Here is a 19,869-nt window from a genome sequence, read left to right as displayed (position 1 = left end):
GGGAGGTACGTCAGTCACTATCGGCCATCGGGGCGGTTCGGTCAGGGAGCCACGCAGTCACCCGTCACGAGTTCACCCGGATGATCTCCTCCTGATACGGGGCCACCACATCCCCCGAGATCCGCAGGTCCAGCAACAGGAACGGCCGCTCGGCCGCCGGGCGCGCCGCCCAGCGGGTCAGCGCCTCCAGGTCCGCCGGCGTCCGCACCACGACGCCCTCCGCGCCGACCGCCGCGCCGAGGCCGGCGAAGTCGACCTCCGGGATGCGCATCGGGCCCTGGGCGAGGCCCTTCAGGCCGTAGAGGTTGACCTCCGCGCCGTAGGCGGCGTCGTTCCAGACCACGCAGAGGCCGCGGCCTCCCGCGACCCGGACCGCGGACTCCAGGTCGGCCAGCGCCATCAGGCCGCCGCCGTCGCCCGTCGTGAGCACGATCGTCGACTCCGGGTGCGCGAGCGCGGCGCCGGCGACGCTCGGGAAGCCGAGGCCGATCGACTGGTAGGCGGTGCCGACCATGATCATCCGGTCGGGGGAGGCGACCGGCCAGTACATGTTCGCCCAGCCGATGAAGTGGCCGCCGTCGGAGACGACGACGCGGTCGGCGGGCAGCAGCTCGCCGATGCGGGCCGCGGCCGTGCGGGGGTCAAGGCGGCCGTCCGCGGCCAGGCCGTCGCCGGTCGGACGCGAGCGGAGTGCCGGGAGGTCGGCCGACTCGCGCCAGCCGGACGGTGCGGCGTCGAGGGTGCGCAGCTCCTCCAGCAGCGCCTCGGCGACCACGCGGGCGTCGCCGCGCAGGTAGGCGCCGACGTTCGGGTGCGTCGCGGCGGGGGCGACATCCACCTGGATGACGCGGGTGCCGGGCGCGAACAGGTCGCCGAAGCGCATCGTGAACTGGTTGAGGGAGGCGCCGAAGACGACCGCGACGTCGGCAGAGCGGACGGCCTCCATCGCTCCCTCCGCACCGAAGCCTCCGGTCACGCCGAGGTCGTAGCGGGCGTCGGGGAACACGCCGCGGCCGAGTGCGGTGCCCGCAGTGAGGGCGCCGGTCGCGTCGGCGAGGGCGCCGAGCGCGTCGCCGGCGCCGGCGATCCAGGCGCCGTGGCCCGCGAGCAGGAACGGTCGCTCCGCGCCGGCCAGCGCCGCGGCGGCGTCCACGATCGCGCCGCGCGCGAACGGGCCGGTGGGGGCGAGAGGTGCGGGGAGGGCGGGCGTCGGCGCCTCAGGCACAGGGCCGGCCTCCCGGGTGGCGACGTCGTAGGGGATCGCGAGCACGGTGGGCACCCGGTACGTGAGCGCGTGCTCGACCGCGATGGCCGTGGTCGCTGCGGCGTCGGTGCGGCCGACCGTGTAGGTGCGCGCGCCGACCGCGCTGGCCAGCGCGATCTGGTCGACGCCCCACGGGCGCGGGCCGGAGGTCGGCTCGTCGCCGACGACGAGGACGAGCGGGATGTGCGCCTGGCGGGCCTCCGCCAGCGCGGTCAGCGTGTTGGTGAACCCGGCGCCGTAGGTGGCGGTGGCGGCGGCGAGCCTGCCGGACGCGCGGTGGTAGGCGTCGGCGGCGACGACCGCTCCGGCCTCGTGGCGCATGGCGGTGTACGGGACCCGTCCCTCGCGCTCGATGGCGTCGAGGAAGTGGGCGTTGCCGTTGCCCATCACCCCGAAGACCTGGTCGACGTGACGGGCGAGGGTGGTGGCGACGTGCGCGGAGACGGAGGGCATGACGGTGCCTTTCGAGACGGGAACGGAGGTGCGATGATCCGTATGTGTCTCGCGCGCTGCCGTTTCGCCGAGCGCGGCTTCGTGCCCATTTTTCGAGCACCGGGCCGTTGGACGGCCGGACGTCAGCAGTATATCCGCTGTCGAAAACGGCTCCGCCCGTTCGACGTCCAGGTGTTCGGCATCCACGAAAGGGAGAGACATGACCGGCTATCTGATCCTCATCTACGGCGACGAGAGCCGCTGGGACGCGCTCGACCAGGAGGGGCGCGCCGCGGTCGACGAGGCCCACCGGGCATTCAACGAGAAGGCGGGCACGGGGGTGCGCGCCGCGGGGGAGCTGCAGACGTCGTCCACGGCGACGACGGTCCGCACCGGCCCGGACGGTGAGCCACGGCCCACCGACGGGCCGTTCTCCGAGTCCAAGGAGGTCGTCGGCGGGTTCTACCTGATCGAAGCGGACAGCCAGGAGGAGGCGGTCGCGATGGCGGCCTCGCTCGCGGAGGCGCGGCAGGGGCATGGGGGGATCGAGGTCAGGCCGCTGGTGGGGCGCAGCTGACGGCTGTTGTCAGGAGGCGGGCGGCGAGAGGAGGATGCGCTCATGACGGACACAGGGATCATCGGGGTCAACACGATCGGCATTCCGGTTGCGGACCAGGACAGGGGGCTGGCGTTCTACCGGGACGTGCTGGGGTTCGAGGTGCGGGTGGACGCGCCGCTGCCGAACGGAGGGCGCTGGATCATGCTGGCGCCGCCCGGATCGGCGGTGTCGGTGTCGCTCGTGGTCGCGAGCGAGGACGTCCCGGCCGGCATCGAGACGGGCATCCGGTTCGAGAGCGCGGACGCGGGGGCCACCCACGAGGAGCTGACCCGGCGCGGGGTGGATGCGGGGGCGCTGCTGCGCTGGCCCGGCGTCCCCGCGATGTTCCAGGCGCGGGACGCCGACGGCAACCGCTTCGAGGTGGTCGAGCGCGCGAGCTGACCGCCGAAGGGCACGTTGTTGTCACTTTTCGCGCGCGGAAGTGACAACAACGTGCCCCTCGGGCGCGCGAGAGCGCGGTCAGAGGCGGGTGCGCGCGAGGCGGGCGGGGTCGAAGAGCACGTCGAGGCCGCGGATGCGGCCGCGGTCAGCGGCAAGTAACCCCTTCCACCGGCCCTCGGGCGTCCGCTGAACGGCGGGCGCCCGAGGGAGGAGAGAGCACATGAGCACGTTCGAGATCGCCGGGGACGACTTCCTCCTCGACGGCCGCCCCCACCGCATCCTGTCGGGGGCGATCCACTACTTCCGCGTCCACCCCGACGACTGGGCCGACCGCATCCGCAAGGCGCGGCTGATGGGCCTGAACACCGTCGAGACGTACGTGCCGTGGAACGCCCACGAGCCGCTGCCCGGCGAGTGGACCGCGGAGGGCGCCCTCGACCTGGGGCGCTTCCTGCGCACGGTGCAGGCGGAGGGGATGCACGCGATCGTGCGGCCCGGTCCCTACATCTGTGCGGAGTGGGACAACGGCGGACTGCCCGCGTGGCTGTTCACGGACCCGGCGGTCGGCATCCGGCGCTCGGAGCCGGTGTTCCTGGCCGCGGTCACGGCGTTCCTGGAGCGGGTGCTCGCGATCGTCAGCCCGCTGCAGGTGACGGAGGGTGGCCCGGTGCTGCTGGTGCAGGTCGAGAATGAGTACGGCGCCTACGGCGACGACAAGGACTACCTCCGGCACCTCGTGGAGGTCTTCCAGGGCGCCGGGATCACCGTCCCGCTGACGACCGTCGACCAGCCAGAGCCGGCGATGCTCGAGAACGGCTCGCTGCCCGGCCTGCTCAAGACGGCCTCCTTCGGCTCCCGCTCCCGCGAACGGCTCGCCACCCTGCGCGAGCACCAGCCGACCGGGCCGCTGATGTGCTCCGAGTTCTGGGACGGCTGGTTCGACCACTGGGGCGCCCACCACCACACGACCCCGGTCGAGCAGTCCGCCGCCGACCTGGACGAGCTGCTCGCGCTCGGCGCCTCGGTCAACATCTACATGTTCCACGGCGGCACGAACTTCGGCTTCACGAACGGCGCCAACGACAAGGGCGTCTACCAGCCGATCGTCACGAGCTACGACTACGACGCCCCGCTGGATGAGGCGGGCGAGCCCACCGAGAAGTTCTGGGCGTTCCGCGACGTGATCGCCAAGCACGCGCCGGTCCCCGTCGAGGAGCCCGTCGTGGCCGCCGCCGCGCCCGCGTTCAGCGTGCCGTTCCTCGACGCCGTCCCGCTCTTCGCGGTCGCGTCGAAGCTGGGCGACTGGCGCCACACCGACGACCTCCCGACCTTCGACGCGCTCGGCCACTATGCAGGGCTCGGGCTCTACCGCACCGAGATCGACACGACGGAGCCCGCCGTGCTGGAGTTCGGGGAGGTGCGCGACCGCGCCTACGTCTTCGTCGGCTCCACCCGGGTCGGCGTGCTCGCCCGCGACCACCACGACAGCGCGATCACCCTCTCACCGAGCCGTGGCACGCTCACCGTGCTCGTGGAGGACCAGGGCCGCGTCGACTACGGCCCCCGGATCGGCGAGCCCAAGGGTCTGATCGGCCCGGTCCGGCTGAACGGCGACGGGCTTCGGCGCTGGAGCGTCCTCCCGCTGCGCCTGCCGTCGCTGGACGCCGTGCGCGCCGAGCTCGACGCCGCGGATACCGCCGTAGAGCGCGAACCGGAGCGGCTCGCCGGGCCGGTGTTCGCGCGCGCGGTCTTCGACCTGGAGGAGCAGGGAACCCTGTTCCTCGACACCACCGGATGGGGCAAGGGCGTCGCCTGGATCAACGGCTTCAACCTCGGCCGCTACTGGACCCGCGGCCCCCAGGAGACGCTGCACGTCCCCGCGCCGGTCACCCGCGCCGGGCGCAACGAGCTCGTGATCCTGGAGCTGGAGTCCGCCGCCGACGCCGTCGCATCGTTCGTCTCCGAGCCGCGCCTCGGCCACACGGATTTCTGACGACGAAGGGCACGTAAACGCCCCTAAAACGCGGTTTCAGGGGCGTGTACGTGCCCCTCGACGGTGGTCAGGAGGGGTTGGGGTCGGGGTCGAGGTCCCGGCGGCTGCGGAGCTCCGCCTCCAGCTGCCGGATGCGATCGTCCTCGATCTCCCGTTCGAGAGCGGCGAGCTGCTCCTCCGTCGACAGCGGGCGCGCCGCCGGCGCCGCCTGATCGCGGGCGACGTACGTCCCACGCGGGCGGCGGTACCCGGCGCCGCTGTACTCCCGCCCGACTGCGAACCAGAGGACGCCGCCGATCAGCGGCAGCAGGATCACGATGAAGATCCAGGCCACCTTCGGCAGGTGCTTCACCTGGCTGCTGTCGCGCAGGATGATGTCGATCAGCGCGACGACGAAGAAGACGAGGATCAGCAGGGGGACGACGGCCATTCGCCGAGTCTAGGGGGAAGCGCTCTCACTCCCAGACCATGAAGGGCCGCAGTTCCAACTGGCCATTGCGCGCCATCGGGTGCCGGGAGGCGATCTCGACGGCCTCGTCCAGGTCCTCGACCTCCAGGATGTCGAAGCCGCAGATGACCTCCTTGGTCTCGGTGAAGGGCCCGTCGGTCACGTAGCGCTTGCCGTCGCGCACGCGGACGACGCGCGACTCGGACTGCGGCTGGAGCACCTCCCCGATGATCCGCTTGCCGCTGGCGTCGAGCGGGTCCACCCAGAGGTCGACGTCGGACTCGTCGGTCTCGGTGTCCGGCTGGGAGTCGGTGATCACGAACATCATGTACTTCATCGCGGTGGGTCCTTTCGGAATCGGTTGTCGGTTCACTCGGACGTCGAACGGAGCGGCCGCCGCTCGACATTCCGTCGCTCGAGGATGAGCCGGTACACGACGTACTCCACGGTCCCCGCCACCAGGACGGCCCCGAGCGGCTCGCTGAACCAGCCGAGATACGTCGCCGGCGTGGTCAGCCAGAGCAGGACGTAGCCGACGTAGGCGACGACGAACGCGCTCGCCGTGGCGCAGACGTGCCGCCACCAGTGGATGCCGCCCGGCCGGGCGCGGGCGAACCAGGCGTAGTGCACGGCCGCGCTCACGAAGCCCACTCCTGCGGCGGCCGGGCCGTAGAGGAAGAGCTGCGGGCTGAGCAGCTCGCGCTTGGTGTCGCTGCCCAGCTCGTAGTCGATGATGTGCAGGAAGCCGACGGCGGCGCCCGCGAGCACGCCGGTGATCAGGATGACCAGGCGCGCGTCCCTCCCGAGCAGCGGGTGGTGGTGCGCAGTCGTCACGCGCCCGACGATACTGTGCGGGCGGCGGGGGCGTCCAGCGTGCCCCCAGCGGTCGTCCGGTCTGGTTAGTGTAGCCTTACCTTACTCGAACCCCCCGCCCCGCTCCCCGGCCCGAAGGGAACCGCTGTGCCCGTGCTCGCCCCGCCGCTGACCGCTCGTCCGGCATACCGGCCGTACCGCGCGGAGGTGCTGGCGATCCGGAGGCTGAGCCCGGGCTTCGCACGCGTGAGCCTCGGCTGCGACGACTTCGAGACCTTCGGCACCGAGCGGCTGGACCAGCGGATCAAGCTGGTCTTCCCACTGCCGGACGGCAGCTTCAGCCCGCTCGACGCGGGCGACTGGTACGGCCAGTGGCGTGCGCTGCCCGAGCACCTCCGCAACCCGTTCCGTACCTACACGGTGCGCGACGTCGACCCGCACGAGCGCCGCGTCGACGTGGACTTCGTCGTGCACGGCGACGGCGGCCCGGCCGCCCGCTGGCTGGCCTCCGCAGCACAGGGGGACGAGCTCGTGGTGATCGGGCCCGACGCGCTCAGCCCGCACTCCGGCGTCGGCATCGACTGGCGGCCGGGGGAGGCCACCGAGCTGCTCCTCGCGGGCGACGAGACCGCGGCGCCGGCGATCGCCTCGATCCTGGAGGCGCTGCCACCGACGCGCAGGGCGCACGCCTTCATCGAGGTCCCGACGGCGGCCGACGCCCTCCCGCTGCGGATCGGGCGGAACGTCGAGGTCACCTGGGTGGCGCGGGACGGCGGCGAGCACGGCTGCGCCCTCCTCCCGGCCGTGACCGGCTGGCTGGCCGCGCATCCGGACGTGGTCGCGGCGGCCGCGGCAGGACGCGCGCAGCGGCTGGAGGACGTCGACGTTGACGCGGACATCCTGTGGGACAGCCCCGAGGAGGCCGCCGGCGGGTTCTACGCCTGGATCGCGGGGGAGTCGGGGGTCGTCAAGACGCTCCGCAGGCTCCTCGTGCGCGGGCACGGGATCGACCGCGGGCGCGTCGCGTTCATGGGGTACTGGCGGCTCGGGCGGGCCGAGCAGGCGTAGCCCGCTACTTGCCCGTGACCTCGGTACCCGAGAAGGTCACGGGGTAGTTGCTCAGCCAGCTCCAGTGGCTCACCGGCCAGCTCACCACGAACGCGCGGCCGACCACGTCACCCATCGGCACGAAGCCCTTGGTCGGGTCGTCCATGTGGTACCGGGAGTCCGCCGAGTTGTACCTGTTGTCGCCCATGACCCAGATCTTGCCCGCGGGCACGGTCACGTCGAACGGCTTGGCCGACACGGCCTGCTGCCCGGCCGGCAGCAGCACATACGGCTCCTTGAGCGGCACCCCGTTCACGCTCATCTGACCGAGCGCGTTGCAGCAGGTGATGTGGTCGCCGGGGAGGCCGATCAGGCGCTTCACGAGGTGCTGGTCGCTGTCCGAGGCGCCGAGGCCGACGAAGTCGAGCACGGCTCCGACGCCCTGCTGGAGGGGGTTTCCGGTCTGCGGGGCCGCCGCGGGCAGCCAGCCGCCCGGGTCCTTGAAGACGACGACATCGCCGCGCGAGAGCGGGAAGACCGACGGCTGCAGCTCGTTGACGATGATCCGGTCGTTGATCTGCAGCGTGTTCTCCATCGACCCGGAGGGGATGTAGAACGAGCGGGCGACGAACGTCTTGATCAGGAACGAGACCAGCACCGCGATGACGAAGATGACCACGACGTCGCGGAGCAGGACTTTCCAGCCGGACTTGCGGGTGGCTCGACGGGGTCGCATGGTCTCGGTGCTGTCGGTCACAAGGCTTCACGCTAGCGTGCCCAGGCTGTGAGACGCATCCGACCCCCTGACGAGGGATTGTCCTCTGGCCCGGCGCGGTGACAGGATCAGAGGACGGGCCGACCCGACACCCGTCGGGGGCCCGCGTGATCATGCGGGATGCGTTGGCGCGCTTCAAACTGCTGACACGACGCGAACCTCCGCGCCGCGGCGATCGAGGCCGCACCCGTCGCGATCCGGCCCTCCTCGCCGGGGGTTCGCCGTCGTTTCCCGGTGGGCCGGCCGGGCTCCGCGGAGGCGCTCCGGGAGGTCCGCCTCCGGACAGCCGATCGGTCCTGAGGGTGCTGGCCCACGCGGCGGCGCTGCTCCTGGCGACCGGCCTCGTGCTCGCGCCGTTGCCTGCGTCGGCCGACGACTGCCAGGGCCAGGACTGCACCACCTCGACGCCGACGCCGCCGCCCGATCCGGACGATTCACCCCCTCCGACACCCTCTCCGACCCCGACGCCCACCCCGACGCCGAAACCAACTCCCACTCCGACCCCGACCCCGACCCCCACTCCGACTCCGACGCCCACTCCGACGCCGACCCGCACTCCGACCCCGACCCCGACGCCCACCCCGACCCCCGCACCCACCCTGGCCCCGACCGACGACATCCCACTGCTCGTCCCGCCCGACCTCGGCGGCACCGTGCAGTCCGACACCGCTCAGGTCGAGCAGGCGGCCCAGCTCGCCAGCGAGCTGGCCACCGCCCAGCAGACGCTCGCCGACGCCACCACTGCAAACCTCGGCGCGCAGCGCGAGCAGGCTCAGGCGCAGGCCTCGTCCGACGCGCTCGCTGCGCAGGCGAAGGCCGCGAAGAAGAAGGCCGAGGCCTCCGCCGCCTTCGCGACGGCGCTGATCCGCGCCGCCGGTTGGAAGGGCCTCGGCTCCGACCCGCTCGCGGCGGTGCTCGGGACGAACGGCGACCTCCTCACGAAGCTCGGCGCCGTCGACCGGCTGCGCACGCTCTCCGACGACCGGGTGACCGCGCTGCGCGACGCCACGGCCGACGCCAAGGCCGCGACCAGCCTGAGCGGCCAGGCGAAGCAGGCGGCCGACGCGCTCGCCGGCATCGACGTCGACGCCAGCCAGCAGGCGGTCACGGACGCACAGGCGCAGGTCGACTCGGACTCCGCCGCCCTCGCCCAGCTCCCCACCGTGCTCACCGCGGGGACGGGCTGGCAGGCGCTCACCGTCGACCCGTCCGCCATCGCGACCGGATGGACGCTCCCCGTGCACGGCCCGATGACCGACCCGTTCGGCCCGCGGCCATCGCGCCCGGCCGGGACGGCGCCCTTCCACCCCGGCGACGACATCGGCGCGGCCTGCGGCACGACCATCGTCGCGGCCGCGTCGGGCACCATCCTCGCCGCGGGCCCGAACGGGTCGTACGGGAACTTCATCCTGATCGACCACGGCGGCGGCGTCGAGACCGCCTACGGCCACATCCGCGACGGCGGGATCGGCGTGACCATCGGCGAGCACGTCGCGGTCGGGCAGCCCATCGCTCAGGTCGGCTCGACCGGAGCCTCAACGGGCTGCCACCTGCACCTGGAAGTCCGGGTGAACGGAGTGCAAATAGATCCGTACCCCTTCCTCGCGGCCAGGGGGGTCATCGTCGGAACGATCTGAGGGGCGTACGGTTCACACCATGACGGAACTGACGGAGCTGGTGGGCTCGTGGATGCGCCGCCAGCGCTGGTACTCGACCAAGGCGTTCGAACCGAGGCTGCGGCTCCTGGGCTCCTTCGAGCTGGAGCGGGCCCCCGAGAGCGCGGACGACGGATCCCGGATCGTGACCCATTTCTTCTGCGACGACGCGCCCCGCACGCCCCGCGTGTACCAGGTGCCGCTGGTCGCCCGCGTGCGCCGGGACGGCGACCCCGCCGGATTCGTGGGGGAGGCCGGCGGCCGGTACCTCTACGACGGGCCGGTCGAGGAGGCGTACGTCGCGGCGCTCGCGGCGCTGATGACCGGAGCGGGGGCGGCGGACGGCGAGCACGCCCGCGCGGGCGGCCACACGCTCGGCGAGCGCATCCCCGTGTTGTCGTCGCGGCGGCTCTCGGCGGAGCAGTCCAATACCTCCATCGTCGCCGAGCTGAGCGACCGGCTCGCGCTCGTGAAGGTCTTCCGGGTGGTGCAGGACGGCGAGAACCCGGACATCTCCACGCTCGCGGCGCTGACCGCGGGCGGCTCGGAGCGCACCCCCGCGCTGCTCGGCTGGCTGACCGGATCGTGGCCCGCGCCCGACGGTGCTGCGGCGGCCGGAGAGCTGGCGCTGATGCAGGATTTCGTCCCCGGCGCGGAGGACGGCTGGGAGCTGGCGGTCAGCGCGGCAGAGACGGGCGAGGACTTCACCGAGCGCGCCTTCGCCCTCGGCGCAGGCACGGCCGAGCTGCACCGCCAGCTCGCGGGCGTGCTGCCGACCAAGCGTGCAGAGCCCGACGACGTGCGCGTCGCGCTCGACGGGATGTTCCAGCGGCTCACGATCACGACCACGGAGGTCCCGGAGGTCGAGACGCTGCGCGCGGCGATCGCATCGGTCTACGAGGGGGCCGCGACGGCTCCGCTGCCGGTGCTGCAGCGCATCCACGGCGACCTGCACCTGGGCCAGGTGCTGTTCTCGCCCGATCGCGGCTGGCAGTTCATCGACTTCGAGGGCGAGCCGCTGCGGCCGCTCGCCGAGCGCGCCCTCCCCGACGCGACCATGCGCGACGTGGCCGGGATGCTGCGCTCCTTCGACTACGTCGCCGGCTCGCTCGCCCGGCGCGAGGACCCGATCGACGCCTCCCGGTGGGCGGCGGACGCCAGGAAGGCGTACCTGGAGGGCTACACGAGCGTGGCCGGGGACGTCCTGGACGAGTTCGCCGGGCTCCTGGCGGCGTTCGAGCTCGACAAGGCGGTCTACGAGATCACCTACGAGGCGCGGCACCGGCCGAGCTGGATCCCCATCCCGCGCTCGGCGGTCGACCGCCTGCTGGGCGACGCGGCCGGGGTCGCGCACTGAGGCCGGCGCCGGCCCGGACGGACGGCCGCGGCGCCTGGCGTGTTACCCGCACGCCGGGCGCCGCGTAGGCGGACATCTTTGAAGCCCATGCCCGCCGTGAGCGCATTGTGCGGCGCGCGCGGTGCCGCGGGGAGACAGACCATGCCGTCTACCCCGCGGCCCGTCTAATTCGGGGCCGCGCGGAGTGCGTCAGGCCGTGGCGGCCTTCGCGCCGATCCGGTACTTCGCCCCGCGGTGGCCCTCCGGGAGCCGGTCGCCGGCGCCGTGCAGCTTGTTGCGCAGCGTCCCCTCGGCGTACGCCTCCGGGTACGCTCCGCGCTTGCGCAGCTCGGGGATGACGAACTCGACGATGTCCTCGAACGTGCCCGGTGTGATCGCGTAGGCCAGGTTGAACCCGTCCACGTCGGTCTCCTCGACCCACTCCTGGAGCTGGTCGGCGATGCTGACCGCGCCGCCCACGATGAACGGGCCGAGGCCGCCGATGACGCCGTTGCGGCCGATGTCGCGGACGGTCCACTCGCCGCCCTCCGCGTTCGGCCGCTGGAAGTTCGCGACCGCCGACTGGATGGCGTTGCTCTTGACGTTGCCGATCGGCTCGTCCAGGTCGTACTGCGACAGGTCGACGCCCATCCAGCCCGACATGAAGACCAGCGCGCCCTCGTCGTTCGTGTACTGCAGGAAGTCCTCGAACTTCGCCTGCGCCTTCTCGTCGGTCTCGTCGGTGACGATCGTGAGCAGCGTGTAGATGCGGGCGGAGTAGCGGTCGCGGCCCGCGGCCTCCAGCGCGTCGCGGAGCTTGCCGACGGTCTCCTTCAGGCCCTCCTTGGTGGAGGCCGCGACGAAGATCGCCTCGGCGTTCTCTGCCGCGAAGGAGATGCCGCGCTTGGAGGCGCCGGCCTGGTAGATCACCGGCGTTCGCTGCGGGCTCGGCTCGGAGAGGTGGATGCCGGGGACCGTGAAGTGCTTGCCCTTGTGACCGATCTCGTGCACCTTCGCCGGGTCGGTGAAGACGCCGGACTCGCGGTCGCGGATGACGGCGTCGTCCTCCCAGGAGCCCTCCCACAGCTTGTAGAGCACCTCCAGGTACTCGTCGGCGTGGTCGTAGCGGTCGTCGTGCTGGAGCTGGTCGTCGTGGCCCATGTTGCGCGCGGCCGACGGCAGGTAGCCGGTGACGACGTTCCAGCCGACCCGGCCGTTGGTCAGGTGGTCGAGCGTCGACATCCGGCGCGCGAACGGGTAGGGGTGCTCGTAGGCGGTGCCCGCGGTGACGCCGAAGCCGAGGTTCTCGGTCACCAGCGCCATCGCGGAGACCAGGAGGAGCGGGTCGTTGACCGGGACCTGCGCGCCGTGCCGGATCGCGGCCTCGTTGCTGCCGCCGTACACGTCGTAGGTGCCGAGCACGTCGGCGATGAAGATCCCGTCGAAGGTGCCGCGCTCGAGGAGTTTCGCGAGCTCGGTCCAGTAGGTGAGGTCCTTGTATCGCCAGGCCTGGTCGTCGGGGTGGCGCCACATCCCGGAGGACTGGTGGGCGACGCAGTTCATGTCGAAAGCGTTGAATCGGATCTGCCGGGTCATGCGCTCAACAATGCATGCGTTCTTCGCCGCCCGCACCCCGCCCGCCACATTCCGTAACGCCCGCCCCGCCATCGTTTCCGGAGTTGTGTACGCTCCGCCGCGGCGTGTCGCGTACACAACTCCGGAACGGATGGAGTCAGTCGCCGCGGAAGAGTGGGCGACGCTTCTGCTGGAAGGCGGCGAAGCCCTCGTGGTAGTCGTGCGTGTCGCGGAGGGCGGCCTGGGCCGCGGTCTCGGCGTCGACGGACGACCAGAGGTCGAGCGAGCCGTCGCGCAGGCCGGCGATGATGCGCTTGCTCGCCAGGTACGCCTGGGTCGCGCCGCGGGAGGCGGCGGTTGCGGCCTCCGTCACGGCGGCCTCCACTTCGTCGCCGGGCAGCGCGCGGCTGAACAGCCCGCCCGCCACGGCCTCCGCACCGGAGATCAGCTTGCCGGAGTAGATGAGGTCGAGCGCGCGGTGCGGGCCGAGCCGCGACACCAGCAGCCAGTGGCCTCCCGAGTCGAGCGCGGCGCCCAGGGCGGCGAACGGCGAGCCGACCTTGGCGTCCTCGGCGACGTAGACGACGTCCGTGGCGACCAGGAGGCCGAGGCCGACGCCGAGGGCCGCGCCGCGCGCCGCCGCGAACGTCGGCGACGGGAAGGCACTCATCCGGCGCAGCAGCGGCGTCACCAGTCCGTCGAGGTAGCCGGCCACGTCGTCCGTCGCCGGGTCGACGCCGGCGATGTCGCGGCCGGCGCAGAACGAGCGGCCCTCGCCGCGCAGCACGAGCGCGCGCACCCCGGCGACCTCGGCCTCGGCGTACGCGGCGTCCAGCGCGCGGAGGTCGTCGGGCCCGAGCGCGTTGAGCCGCTCCGGCGCGTTCAGCGTGACGTGCGCGACGTCATCCTGGATGGTGAGCTCGATCACAGCGCCTCCTCGGATTTCACATGCACTCAAACGTCATAGTCCACAGCGACCTTCTCGGTCAGCGGGTGCGACTGGCAGGTGAGCACGTAGCCCCTCTCCAGTTCCTCCGGCTCGAGCGCGTAGTTCTCGGTCATCCGCACGTCGCCGAAGAGCAGCCGCGCGCGGCAGGTGCCGCAGACGCCGCCGGTGCAGGCGAACGGGACGTCCGGCCGCACCCGCAGCGCGGCGTTGAGCACCGACTCGTTCGCGTCCACCGGGGTCGTCACTATGGAGGTCTGCCCGTCGAGCGTGAACTGGATCTCCGCTGTCTTCTCTCCCTCGTGCACGACCACCGGGTGCCCGACGTCGCCGCGAACCTCGGTAGGTTCACCAGTCGTGAACAGCTCGAAGTGGACGCTGGACCGCGGCACGTCGTACGTCTCCAGCACGTCACGGCAGAGTTGGACGAGCTCGAACGGACCGCACAGGAACCACTGGTCGACGGTGTCCGGCGGCAGCAGTGCGTCGAGGATGGTGCGCAGCCGCTCCTCGTCGATCCGGCCGGAGAGCAGCGGCGCCGACCGCTGCTCGCGGGAGAGCACATGGTGCAGGGCGAGGCGCGACGGGTAGCGGTCCTTGAGGTCGGCCAGCTCCTCCAGGAACATCACGTCGATCGCCGTGCGGTTCGTGTAGACGAGGGTGAACGAGCTGGTGTCGGAGGCCGCCAGCACGCTGGAGGCCAGCGCCATCAGCGGCGTGATGCCCGACCCGGCCGCGATCCCGGCGACGTGCACGCCGTCGAGGGCGCCGAGGTCGATCGTGAAGGTGCCCTGCGGGCTCATCACGTCGATCCGGTCGCCCGTGCGCAGTTCGCTGATCGCCCAGGTGGAGAATGCGCCGCCCAGGTCGCGCTTGATCGCGACACTGATCCGGCCGGGCGACGGTGGGCGGCAGATCGAGTAGCTGCGCCGCAGCTCCTTGCCGTCGACCGTCGCGCGGAGGGCGACGTGCTGCCCCGGCAGGTAGTCGTACTCGCCGTGCAGGTCGTCGGGGACGGCGAACGTCACCTCGACGCTCGCGGCGGTCAGCGGGCGCACCTCTGCGACCGCGAGCGTGTGGAATCGCGCACGCGCCATCAGGGGAACCTCACAGAGCCTTGAAGTGGTCGAACGGCTCGCCGCACTCGTCGCAGACGTAGAGCGCCTTGCACGCAGTTGAGCCGAAGTGGGAGACCTCCCTGGTCTTCAGCGAGCTGCAGTGCGGGCACTTGATCGCGAGAGTGAGACGGACGGGGCCGGTGCCGGGAGGCGGTGCGATGCCGTAGTCGCGCAGCGCGGCCCGGCCGTGCTCGCTGATCCAGTCGGTCGTCCAGGCCGGGGCGAGCGCGAGGCTCACCCGCACGTCGCCGAAGCCCTCGGCGGCGAGGGCGCGCACGACGTCCTCCCGGATCGTGTCCATCGCGGGGCAGCCGGAGTAGGTCGGCGTGAGCACGACGTTCACTCCGGCGTCGGTCACGGTGACCTCGCGCAGCACGCCGAGGTCGTCGATGTTCAGCACGGGGACCTCCGGGTCGAGCACGGCGGCGGCGGCGGCCCAGGCCCGGCCGGCTTCGGCCGCGTGCCCGGTCACCAGGTCGCTCCGGGGTGCGAGCGCGTGAGCACCTGCATCTCGGCGAGCAGCGGTGCGAGGTGCTCGGAGTGCCGACCTTCGCGTCCGCCGCCGGCGGCGGTGAAGGTGCTCGGGAGCTCCAGCTCGGCCTCCGCCACGATCGGCGCGACGGCAGCGTCGAACGCCTCCCGCAGCGTCGACGGCCGCGGGGCCACGCCCTCCAGCCGGTCCATCAGCGGTTCGTCGCGGAACAGCTCCGCGACGTACGGCCACAGGTCGTGGAACGCGGTCAGCGTGCGGCGCCGGGACTCGTCGGTGCCGAGTGCCAGGCGCAGCACCCACTGGTCGGCGTGATCGCAGTGGTAGGCGACCTCCTTGACCGCCTTGCCCGCGATCGCCGCGAGCACCGGGTCCTCGGAGGCACGCAGCCGCTCGTAGAGCTCGAAGAGGTAGTGGGCGGCCGCGAACTGCCGCACGATCGTGTGCGCGAAGTCGCCGTTCGGCTGCTCGAAGAGGTGCGCCGAGCGGAAGTCCTGCTCGTCGCGCCAGTAGGCCAGGTCGTCCTCCGACCGCTCGGTGGCGCTGCCGGCGTAGCGCAGCAGAGCGCGGGCGTGGCCGAGCAGGTCGAGGGCGATGTTCCCGAGCGCGACGTCCTCCTCCAGCTCGGGCGCGCGGGAGATCCACCAGCCGAGCCGTTGGGCGAGCACGAGCGAGTCGTCGCCGAGCCAGAGCGCGTACTCAGCGGCGTCGGGGGAGGCCGTGACCTCGTCGGCGACGAACTCGGCCGACAGCGTCACGGTGCTGAGCTCGACGTGGCCGTGCTGGTCGTGGTCGTGGGCGTGGTCCGTCACAGGTGCTTCACCCCTTCGCTCTCCGTGTAGTACGTGGCGTGCCGGAAGTTCTTGCCCTCCGGGGAGGTGAAGAACGCGTCCTTGGCGTCGGGGTCGCTCGTGGTGATCGCGTCGGAGCGGACCACCCAGATCGAGACGCCCTCGCCGCGCCGGGTGTAGAGGTCGCGGGCGTTGCGCACCGCGAGCTCCTCATCGGGAGCGTGCAGCGAGCCGACGTGGACGTGGCTGAGGCCGCGGGAGGCGCGCACGAAGACCTCCCACAGGGGCCAGACCTCGTGGGAGGGCTTCTGCTGGGCGCTCATGCGGCGACCTCCTGCGTGCGGGTCTTCATGGCCTTCTTCTCTGCGTACGCTGCTGCCGCCTCGCGGACCCAGGCGCCGTCCTCGTGCGCGTCGCGGCGGCGCTGCAGCCGCTGCGCGTTGCACGGGCCGTCGCCGGCGATGACGCGCTGCAGCTCGCTCCAGTCGATCTCGCCGAGGTCGTACGCCTGGCGCTCGTCGTTCCAGCGCAGGTCGGGGTCGGGGACGGTCACGCCGAGCGCCTCGGCCTGCGGCACGAGCATCCCAACGAAGCGCTGCCGCAGCTCGTCGTTGGAGAACCGCTTGATCTTCCACGCCATCGACCGCGCCGAGTTGGGGGAGTCGCCGTCCGGCGGCCCGAACATCATCAGCGACGGCCAGTACCAGCGGTTCACGGCGTCCTGCGCCATCTTCTGCTGCTCCGGGGTGCCGCGCATGAGCGTCAGCAGGATCTCGAAGCCCTGGCGCTGGTGGAAGGACTCCTCCTTGCAGATCCGCACCATCGCGCGGCCGTACGGGGCGTAGGAGCAGCGGCAGAGCGGCACCTGGTTGCAGATGGCCGCGCCGTCGACCAGCCAGCCGATCGCGCCGATGTCGGCCCAGCTCAGCGTGGGGTAGTTGAAGATCGAGGAGTACTTGGCCGCGCCGCTGATGAGCTGCTCGGTCATCTCGTCGCGCGTGATGCCGAGGGTCTGCGTCGCGGAGTAGAGGTACAGCCCGTGGCCGGCCTCGTCCTGCACCTTGGCCATCAGGATGGCCTTGCGCTTGAGGCTCGGGGCGCGGCTGATCCAGTTGGCCTCCGGCTGCATGCCGATGATCTCGGAGTGCGCGTGCTGCGACATCTGCCGGATGAGGGTGCGCCGGTAGGCGTCGGGCATCCAGTCGCGCGGCTCGATGCGGGAGTCGGCGGCGAGGAGCTGTTCGAAGAGCGCCTCGCCGGCGGCGTCGTCGTCCGTGGGGGTGGTGGCTTCCGTCGTGTTCGCCATTGAACCAAGCTCTCCCATCAATACTTACTGATCGTTCGTTCAGTATATGCGAGCCGGGTGGGTTCGTGCCACACTTGCTGAGTGACCGACACCCGGACGGCCGAGCCTGAGCCGCTGCCCTTGCGCCGTGGCCGGCCCGGCTACGACCAGCGCGGCATCCTCGAGGTCGCCGTCGCCGCCTTCAACGAGCACGGCTACGACGCGACCTCCATCGGGATGCTCGCCGAGCGCCTCGGGCTGTCCAAATCGGCGATCTACCACCACGTCGCCTCCAAGGACGAGCTGCTCGCGCTCGCCCTCGACGAGGCGCTCGACGGCCTGGAGGGCGCACTGCGCTCGGCCGAGGAGACCACCGGGACCGCCGCCGAGCGGCTGGCCCAGGTGCTCCGCGAGGCCGTGCTGGTGCTGGCGGACCGCCTCCCGTACGTCACGCTGCTGCTGCGCGTGCGCGGCAACACCGAGGTGGAGCGGGCCGCGCTGCAGCGCCGGCGCGCTTTCGACCACGCGGTCGCGGCGCTGGTGGCGGAGGCCCGGGACGAGGGCTCACTGCGGGTGGACGCCGACCCGGCCGTGGTCGCCCGCCTCCTGTTCGGCATGATCAACTCCCTCACCGAGTGGTACGACCCCGCGGGCCCGGTCCCACCCGAGGCGCTCGCGGAAACCATCCTCGCCCTCGCCCTCCGTTCCTGACGCGGTTCCTAATGCGCGAGGGGCACGTAAACGCCCCTAAAACCGCGTTTTAGGGGCGTTTACGTGCCCTTCGACGGAGGGATTACTCCTTCGCGACGAGGGTGAGGACGTCGTAGGAGGCGACGAGCTCGTCCTTCTGGTTGAGGATCCGCGCGTCCCAGCGCACCTCGCCGTACTCGTCCGTCTCGCGCGGCGTGATCTGCTTGGCCGTCAGCGCCACCCGAATGCTGTCGCCGGGGGAGACCGGCGTCAGGAACCGCAGGTTCTCCAGCCCGTAGTTGGCCAGCACGGGGCCCGGGGCCGGGTCCACGAACAGGCCGGCCGCCCACGACACCAGCAGGTAGCCGTGCGCGACCCGCCCCGGGAAGAACGGGTTGGCGGCCGCGGCCTCCTCGTCCATGTGCGCGTAGAACGTGTCGCCGGTGAACGTCGCGAAGGTCTCGATGTCGTCCAGCGTCACCCGGCGCGACTCCGACTTCACCTGGTCGCCGATTCGCAGCGTCGCGAGCGACTTGCGGAACGGGTGCGGGCCGCCGGTCTCGGCCGCGGCGCCCTCGTGCCACACACCGGTCACGGCGGTGAGGAGGTCGGGCGAGCCCTGGATCGCCGTGCGCTGCATGTGGTGCAGCACTGCGCGGATGCCGCCCAGCTCCTCGCCGCCCCCCGCGCGGCCGGGGCCGCCGTGGACCAGGTGCGGCATCGGCGAGCCGTGCCCGGTGGAGGTGCGCGCGTCGTCGCGGTCGAGCAGCAGGATGCGGCCGTTGTACGCCGCTGTCGCCATGACGAGCTCGCGGGCGAAGTCCGGGTCATGCGTGGCCGCGCTGGTCACGAGGGAGCCGCCGCCGAGCGCGACGAGCTGCGCCGCCTCAGCGGCCGAGCCGTACGGCAGCACGGCCGCGACCGGTCCGAAGGCCTCCACGGAGTGCGCCGCCGGGGTGCGGGCGTCGGCGAACCGCAGCACGATCGGGGCGACGAACGCGCCCTCCAGCTCGACACCGAGGCTGCCGTCGCCACGCCGGACGCTCGGCTGGTCGAGGCCGCCGATGGCCAGCTCGCCGCCGGCCTCCACCAGCTTCGCCACCTGGCGCAGTACCTCTGCGCGCTGCTCGCGCGAGGCGAGCGGCCCCATCGTGACGCCCTCCGCGCGCGGGTCGCCGACCACGACGCGCTCCTCGATGCGCGAGCGCACCGCGGCGAGCAGGTCGTCGACGGCCGCGGCCGGGACGATCGCGCGGCGGATCGCCGTGCACTTCTGGCCGGCCTTGGCAGTCAGCTCGACCACGAGCTGCTTGACGTAGGCGTCGAACTCGGGCGTGCCCGGCAGGGCGTCCGGCCCGAGCACCGAGGCGTTGATGGAGTCCGTCTCACTCGTGAACCGCACGCCGCCGGTCTGCACCGAGTCGTGCGCGCGCAGCCGCTCCGCCGTGGACGCCGACCCGGTGAACGCCACCAGGTCGCCCAGCCGCAGGTGGTCGAACACCCCGGGCAGGCCGCCGCAGACGAGCTGCAGCGACCCGGCCGGCAGCAGCCCGGACTCGACCAGGATGCGCACCATCGCCTCCGCGACGTACGCGGTGGGCGTCGCGGGCTTCGCGAGGGTCGGCATCCCGGCGAGGAACGAGGGCGCGAACTTCTCCAGCAGCCCCCAGACCGGGAAGTTGAACGCGTTGATCTGCACGGCGACGCCGGGAAGCCGGGTGAAGATGTGCTGCCCGAGGAAGGAGCCGTCCTTCGCCAGCGACTCGGCGGGGCCGTCCACGACGACTTGCGCGTTCGGGAGCTCGCGGCGGCCCTTCGACGAGAAGGTGAACAGGGTGCCGATGCCGCCGTCCACGTCGATCCAGGAGTCCGCCCGGGTCGCGCCGGAGCGGGCGGAGAGGTCGTAGAGCTCCTGCTTGCGCTCGGTCAGCACCTGCGCCATCCGCTTGAGCAGGACCGCGCGCTGGTGGAAGGTCAGCTCGCCGAGCGAGGCCTGACCAACCGTGCGCGCGTACTCGAGCGCGCCGGCCAGGTCGGCGCCCTCCGCGCTGACGCGGGCGACGAGCTCGCCGGTGGAGGCGTCGCGCACCTCCGCCGCGCCCTCGTCGGACGCCGGGCTCCACCACTGGTCTTGCAGGTAGCTGGGCAGACTCATGATTCAGTTCCTCCCGGGAGGGTCGGGAGCGACGGCGCTCCGCTGGTTCGGACATA

At 72.1% G+C, this 19,869-nt stretch carries 20 protein-coding genes; 7 read left to right on the top strand and 13 right to left on the bottom strand.

The annotated features are described in order from the left end of the window. Positions 1-64 precede the first annotated feature (64 nt). Positions 65-1,717, bottom strand: a complete 1,653-nt coding sequence (locus ACFQ9V_RS10240; protein WP_382459056.1) for a thiamine pyrophosphate-binding protein — start codon at positions 1,715-1,717, stop codon at positions 65-67. A 199-nt stretch (positions 1,718-1,916) separates the two neighbouring features. Here ACFQ9V_RS10240 and ACFQ9V_RS10235 point away from each other — a divergent pair, with 199 nt between their 5' ends. The 3 genes from ACFQ9V_RS10235 (at position 1,917) to ACFQ9V_RS10225 (ending at position 4,689) form a co-directional block, all read left to right on the top strand. Continuing rightward, positions 1,917-2,273 (top strand): YciI family protein, encoded by a 357-nt coding sequence (locus ACFQ9V_RS10235; RefSeq protein WP_382459055.1) that lies wholly within the window; start codon positions 1,917-1,919, stop codon positions 2,271-2,273. Positions 2,274-2,315: 42 nt separating this feature from the next. Continuing rightward, positions 2,316-2,696: a VOC family protein gene (locus tag ACFQ9V_RS10230; protein ID WP_382459054.1), complete on the top strand. Its 381-nt coding sequence runs from the start codon at positions 2,316-2,318 to the stop codon at positions 2,694-2,696. A 220-nt stretch (positions 2,697-2,916) separates the two neighbouring features. Then, complete coding sequence (locus tag ACFQ9V_RS10225) at positions 2,917-4,689, top strand: beta-galactosidase family protein (protein WP_382459053.1); 1,773 nt, start codon at positions 2,917-2,919, stop codon at positions 4,687-4,689. A gap of 67 nt (positions 4,690-4,756) precedes the next feature. Here ACFQ9V_RS10225 and ACFQ9V_RS10220 read toward each other — a convergent pair whose 3' ends face one another. From ACFQ9V_RS10220 to ACFQ9V_RS10210, 3 genes are read right to left on the bottom strand one after another with little or no spacing between them, the layout of a single operon-like run. After that, the gene (locus ACFQ9V_RS10220; protein WP_382459052.1) at positions 4,757-5,119 is read right to left on the bottom strand and encodes a PLD nuclease N-terminal domain-containing protein; all 363 of its coding nucleotides are present in this window, start codon (positions 5,117-5,119) and stop codon (positions 4,757-4,759) included. Between the two features lie 25 nt (positions 5,120-5,144). After that, the gene (locus tag ACFQ9V_RS10215; protein ID WP_382459051.1) at positions 5,145-5,474 is read right to left on the bottom strand and encodes a YciI family protein; all 330 of its coding nucleotides are present in this window, start codon (positions 5,472-5,474) and stop codon (positions 5,145-5,147) included. Between the two features lie 32 nt (positions 5,475-5,506). Continuing rightward, complete coding sequence (locus tag ACFQ9V_RS10210) at positions 5,507-5,971, bottom strand: hypothetical protein (protein WP_382459050.1); 465 nt, start codon at positions 5,969-5,971, stop codon at positions 5,507-5,509. Positions 5,972-6,097: 126 nt separating this feature from the next. Here ACFQ9V_RS10210 and ACFQ9V_RS10205 point away from each other — a divergent pair, with 126 nt between their 5' ends. Next, positions 6,098-7,018, top strand: coding sequence for a siderophore-interacting protein (locus ACFQ9V_RS10205; protein WP_382459049.1), 921 nt, complete (start codon positions 6,098-6,100; stop codon positions 7,016-7,018). A gap of 4 nt (positions 7,019-7,022) precedes the next feature. Here the strand turns inward: ACFQ9V_RS10205 and lepB are convergent, their stop codons facing one another. Next, on the bottom strand, positions 7,023-7,733 hold the full coding sequence (gene lepB, locus ACFQ9V_RS10200) for a signal peptidase I (protein WP_382459100.1): 711 nt from the start codon (positions 7,731-7,733) through the stop codon (positions 7,023-7,025). Between the two features lie 341 nt (positions 7,734-8,074). Between lepB and ACFQ9V_RS10195 the strand changes: the two genes are divergently transcribed. Together ACFQ9V_RS10195 and ACFQ9V_RS10190 are read left to right on the top strand one after the other, a co-directional pair. Beyond that, on the top strand, positions 8,075-9,409 hold the full coding sequence (locus ACFQ9V_RS10195) for a M23 family metallopeptidase (protein ID WP_382459048.1): 1,335 nt from the start codon (positions 8,075-8,077) through the stop codon (positions 9,407-9,409). A gap of 19 nt (positions 9,410-9,428) precedes the next feature. Further along, positions 9,429-10,784: a hypothetical protein gene (locus tag ACFQ9V_RS10190; protein WP_382459047.1), complete on the top strand. Its 1,356-nt coding sequence runs from the start codon at positions 9,429-9,431 to the stop codon at positions 10,782-10,784. A 189-nt stretch (positions 10,785-10,973) separates the two neighbouring features. Here ACFQ9V_RS10190 and ACFQ9V_RS10185 read toward each other — a convergent pair whose 3' ends face one another. The 7 genes from ACFQ9V_RS10185 to paaA all read right to left on the bottom strand — a co-directional run bounded on the left by ACFQ9V_RS10185 (position 10,974) and on the right by paaA (position 16,989). Next, complete coding sequence (locus tag ACFQ9V_RS10185) at positions 10,974-12,359, bottom strand: LLM class flavin-dependent oxidoreductase (protein WP_382459046.1); 1,386 nt, start codon at positions 12,357-12,359, stop codon at positions 10,974-10,976. A gap of 136 nt (positions 12,360-12,495) precedes the next feature. Next, on the bottom strand, positions 12,496-13,266 hold the full coding sequence (locus ACFQ9V_RS10180) for an enoyl-CoA hydratase/isomerase family protein (RefSeq protein ID WP_382459045.1): 771 nt from the start codon (positions 13,264-13,266) through the stop codon (positions 12,496-12,498). 26 nt (positions 13,267-13,292) lie between these two features. After that, entirely contained in the window at positions 13,293-14,381 is a 1,089-nt protein-coding gene (gene paaE / locus ACFQ9V_RS10175; protein ID WP_382459044.1) for a 1,2-phenylacetyl-CoA epoxidase subunit PaaE, read from the bottom strand. 10 nt (positions 14,382-14,391) lie between these two features. Next, positions 14,392-14,874 (bottom strand): 1,2-phenylacetyl-CoA epoxidase subunit PaaD, encoded by a 483-nt coding sequence (gene paaD, locus ACFQ9V_RS10170; RefSeq protein WP_382459043.1) that lies wholly within the window; start codon positions 14,872-14,874, stop codon positions 14,392-14,394. Next, complete coding sequence (paaC, locus tag ACFQ9V_RS10165; protein WP_382459042.1) at positions 14,871-15,704, bottom strand: 1,2-phenylacetyl-CoA epoxidase subunit PaaC; 834 nt, start codon at positions 15,702-15,704, stop codon at positions 14,871-14,873. Before paaC ends, paaD begins: the two co-directional genes overlap by 4 nt. Continuing rightward, positions 15,701-16,006, bottom strand: a complete 306-nt coding sequence (gene paaB / locus ACFQ9V_RS10160) for a 1,2-phenylacetyl-CoA epoxidase subunit PaaB (RefSeq protein ID WP_382459041.1) — start codon at positions 16,004-16,006, stop codon at positions 15,701-15,703. Before paaB ends, paaC begins: the two co-directional genes overlap by 4 nt. Then, entirely contained in the window at positions 16,003-16,989 is a 987-nt protein-coding gene (gene paaA, locus ACFQ9V_RS10155; RefSeq protein ID WP_382459040.1) for a 1,2-phenylacetyl-CoA epoxidase subunit PaaA, read from the bottom strand. The genes paaB and paaA overlap by 4 nt, the downstream gene beginning before the upstream one ends. Positions 16,990-17,070: 81 nt before the next feature. Between paaA and ACFQ9V_RS10150 the strand changes: the two genes are divergently transcribed. Beyond that, on the top strand, positions 17,071-17,679 hold the full coding sequence (locus ACFQ9V_RS10150) for a TetR/AcrR family transcriptional regulator (protein ID WP_382459039.1): 609 nt from the start codon (positions 17,071-17,073) through the stop codon (positions 17,677-17,679). A gap of 82 nt (positions 17,680-17,761) precedes the next feature. Here the strand turns inward: ACFQ9V_RS10150 and paaZ are convergent, their stop codons facing one another. Further along, a complete protein-coding gene (paaZ, locus tag ACFQ9V_RS10145) occupies positions 17,762-19,813 on the bottom strand; it encodes a phenylacetic acid degradation bifunctional protein PaaZ (RefSeq protein ID WP_382459038.1) in 2,052 nt (683 codons plus the stop codon). Positions 19,814-19,869: the final 56 nt, after the last annotated feature.

The organism is Leifsonia sp. NPDC056665, from assembly GCF_042791795.1.
Taxonomy (GTDB): domain Bacteria; phylum Actinomycetota; class Actinomycetes; order Actinomycetales; family Microbacteriaceae; genus Leifsonia.
The sequence above is the reverse complement of the archived record's forward strand: the minus strand, read 5'-3'. Positions and strand labels throughout refer to the sequence as shown.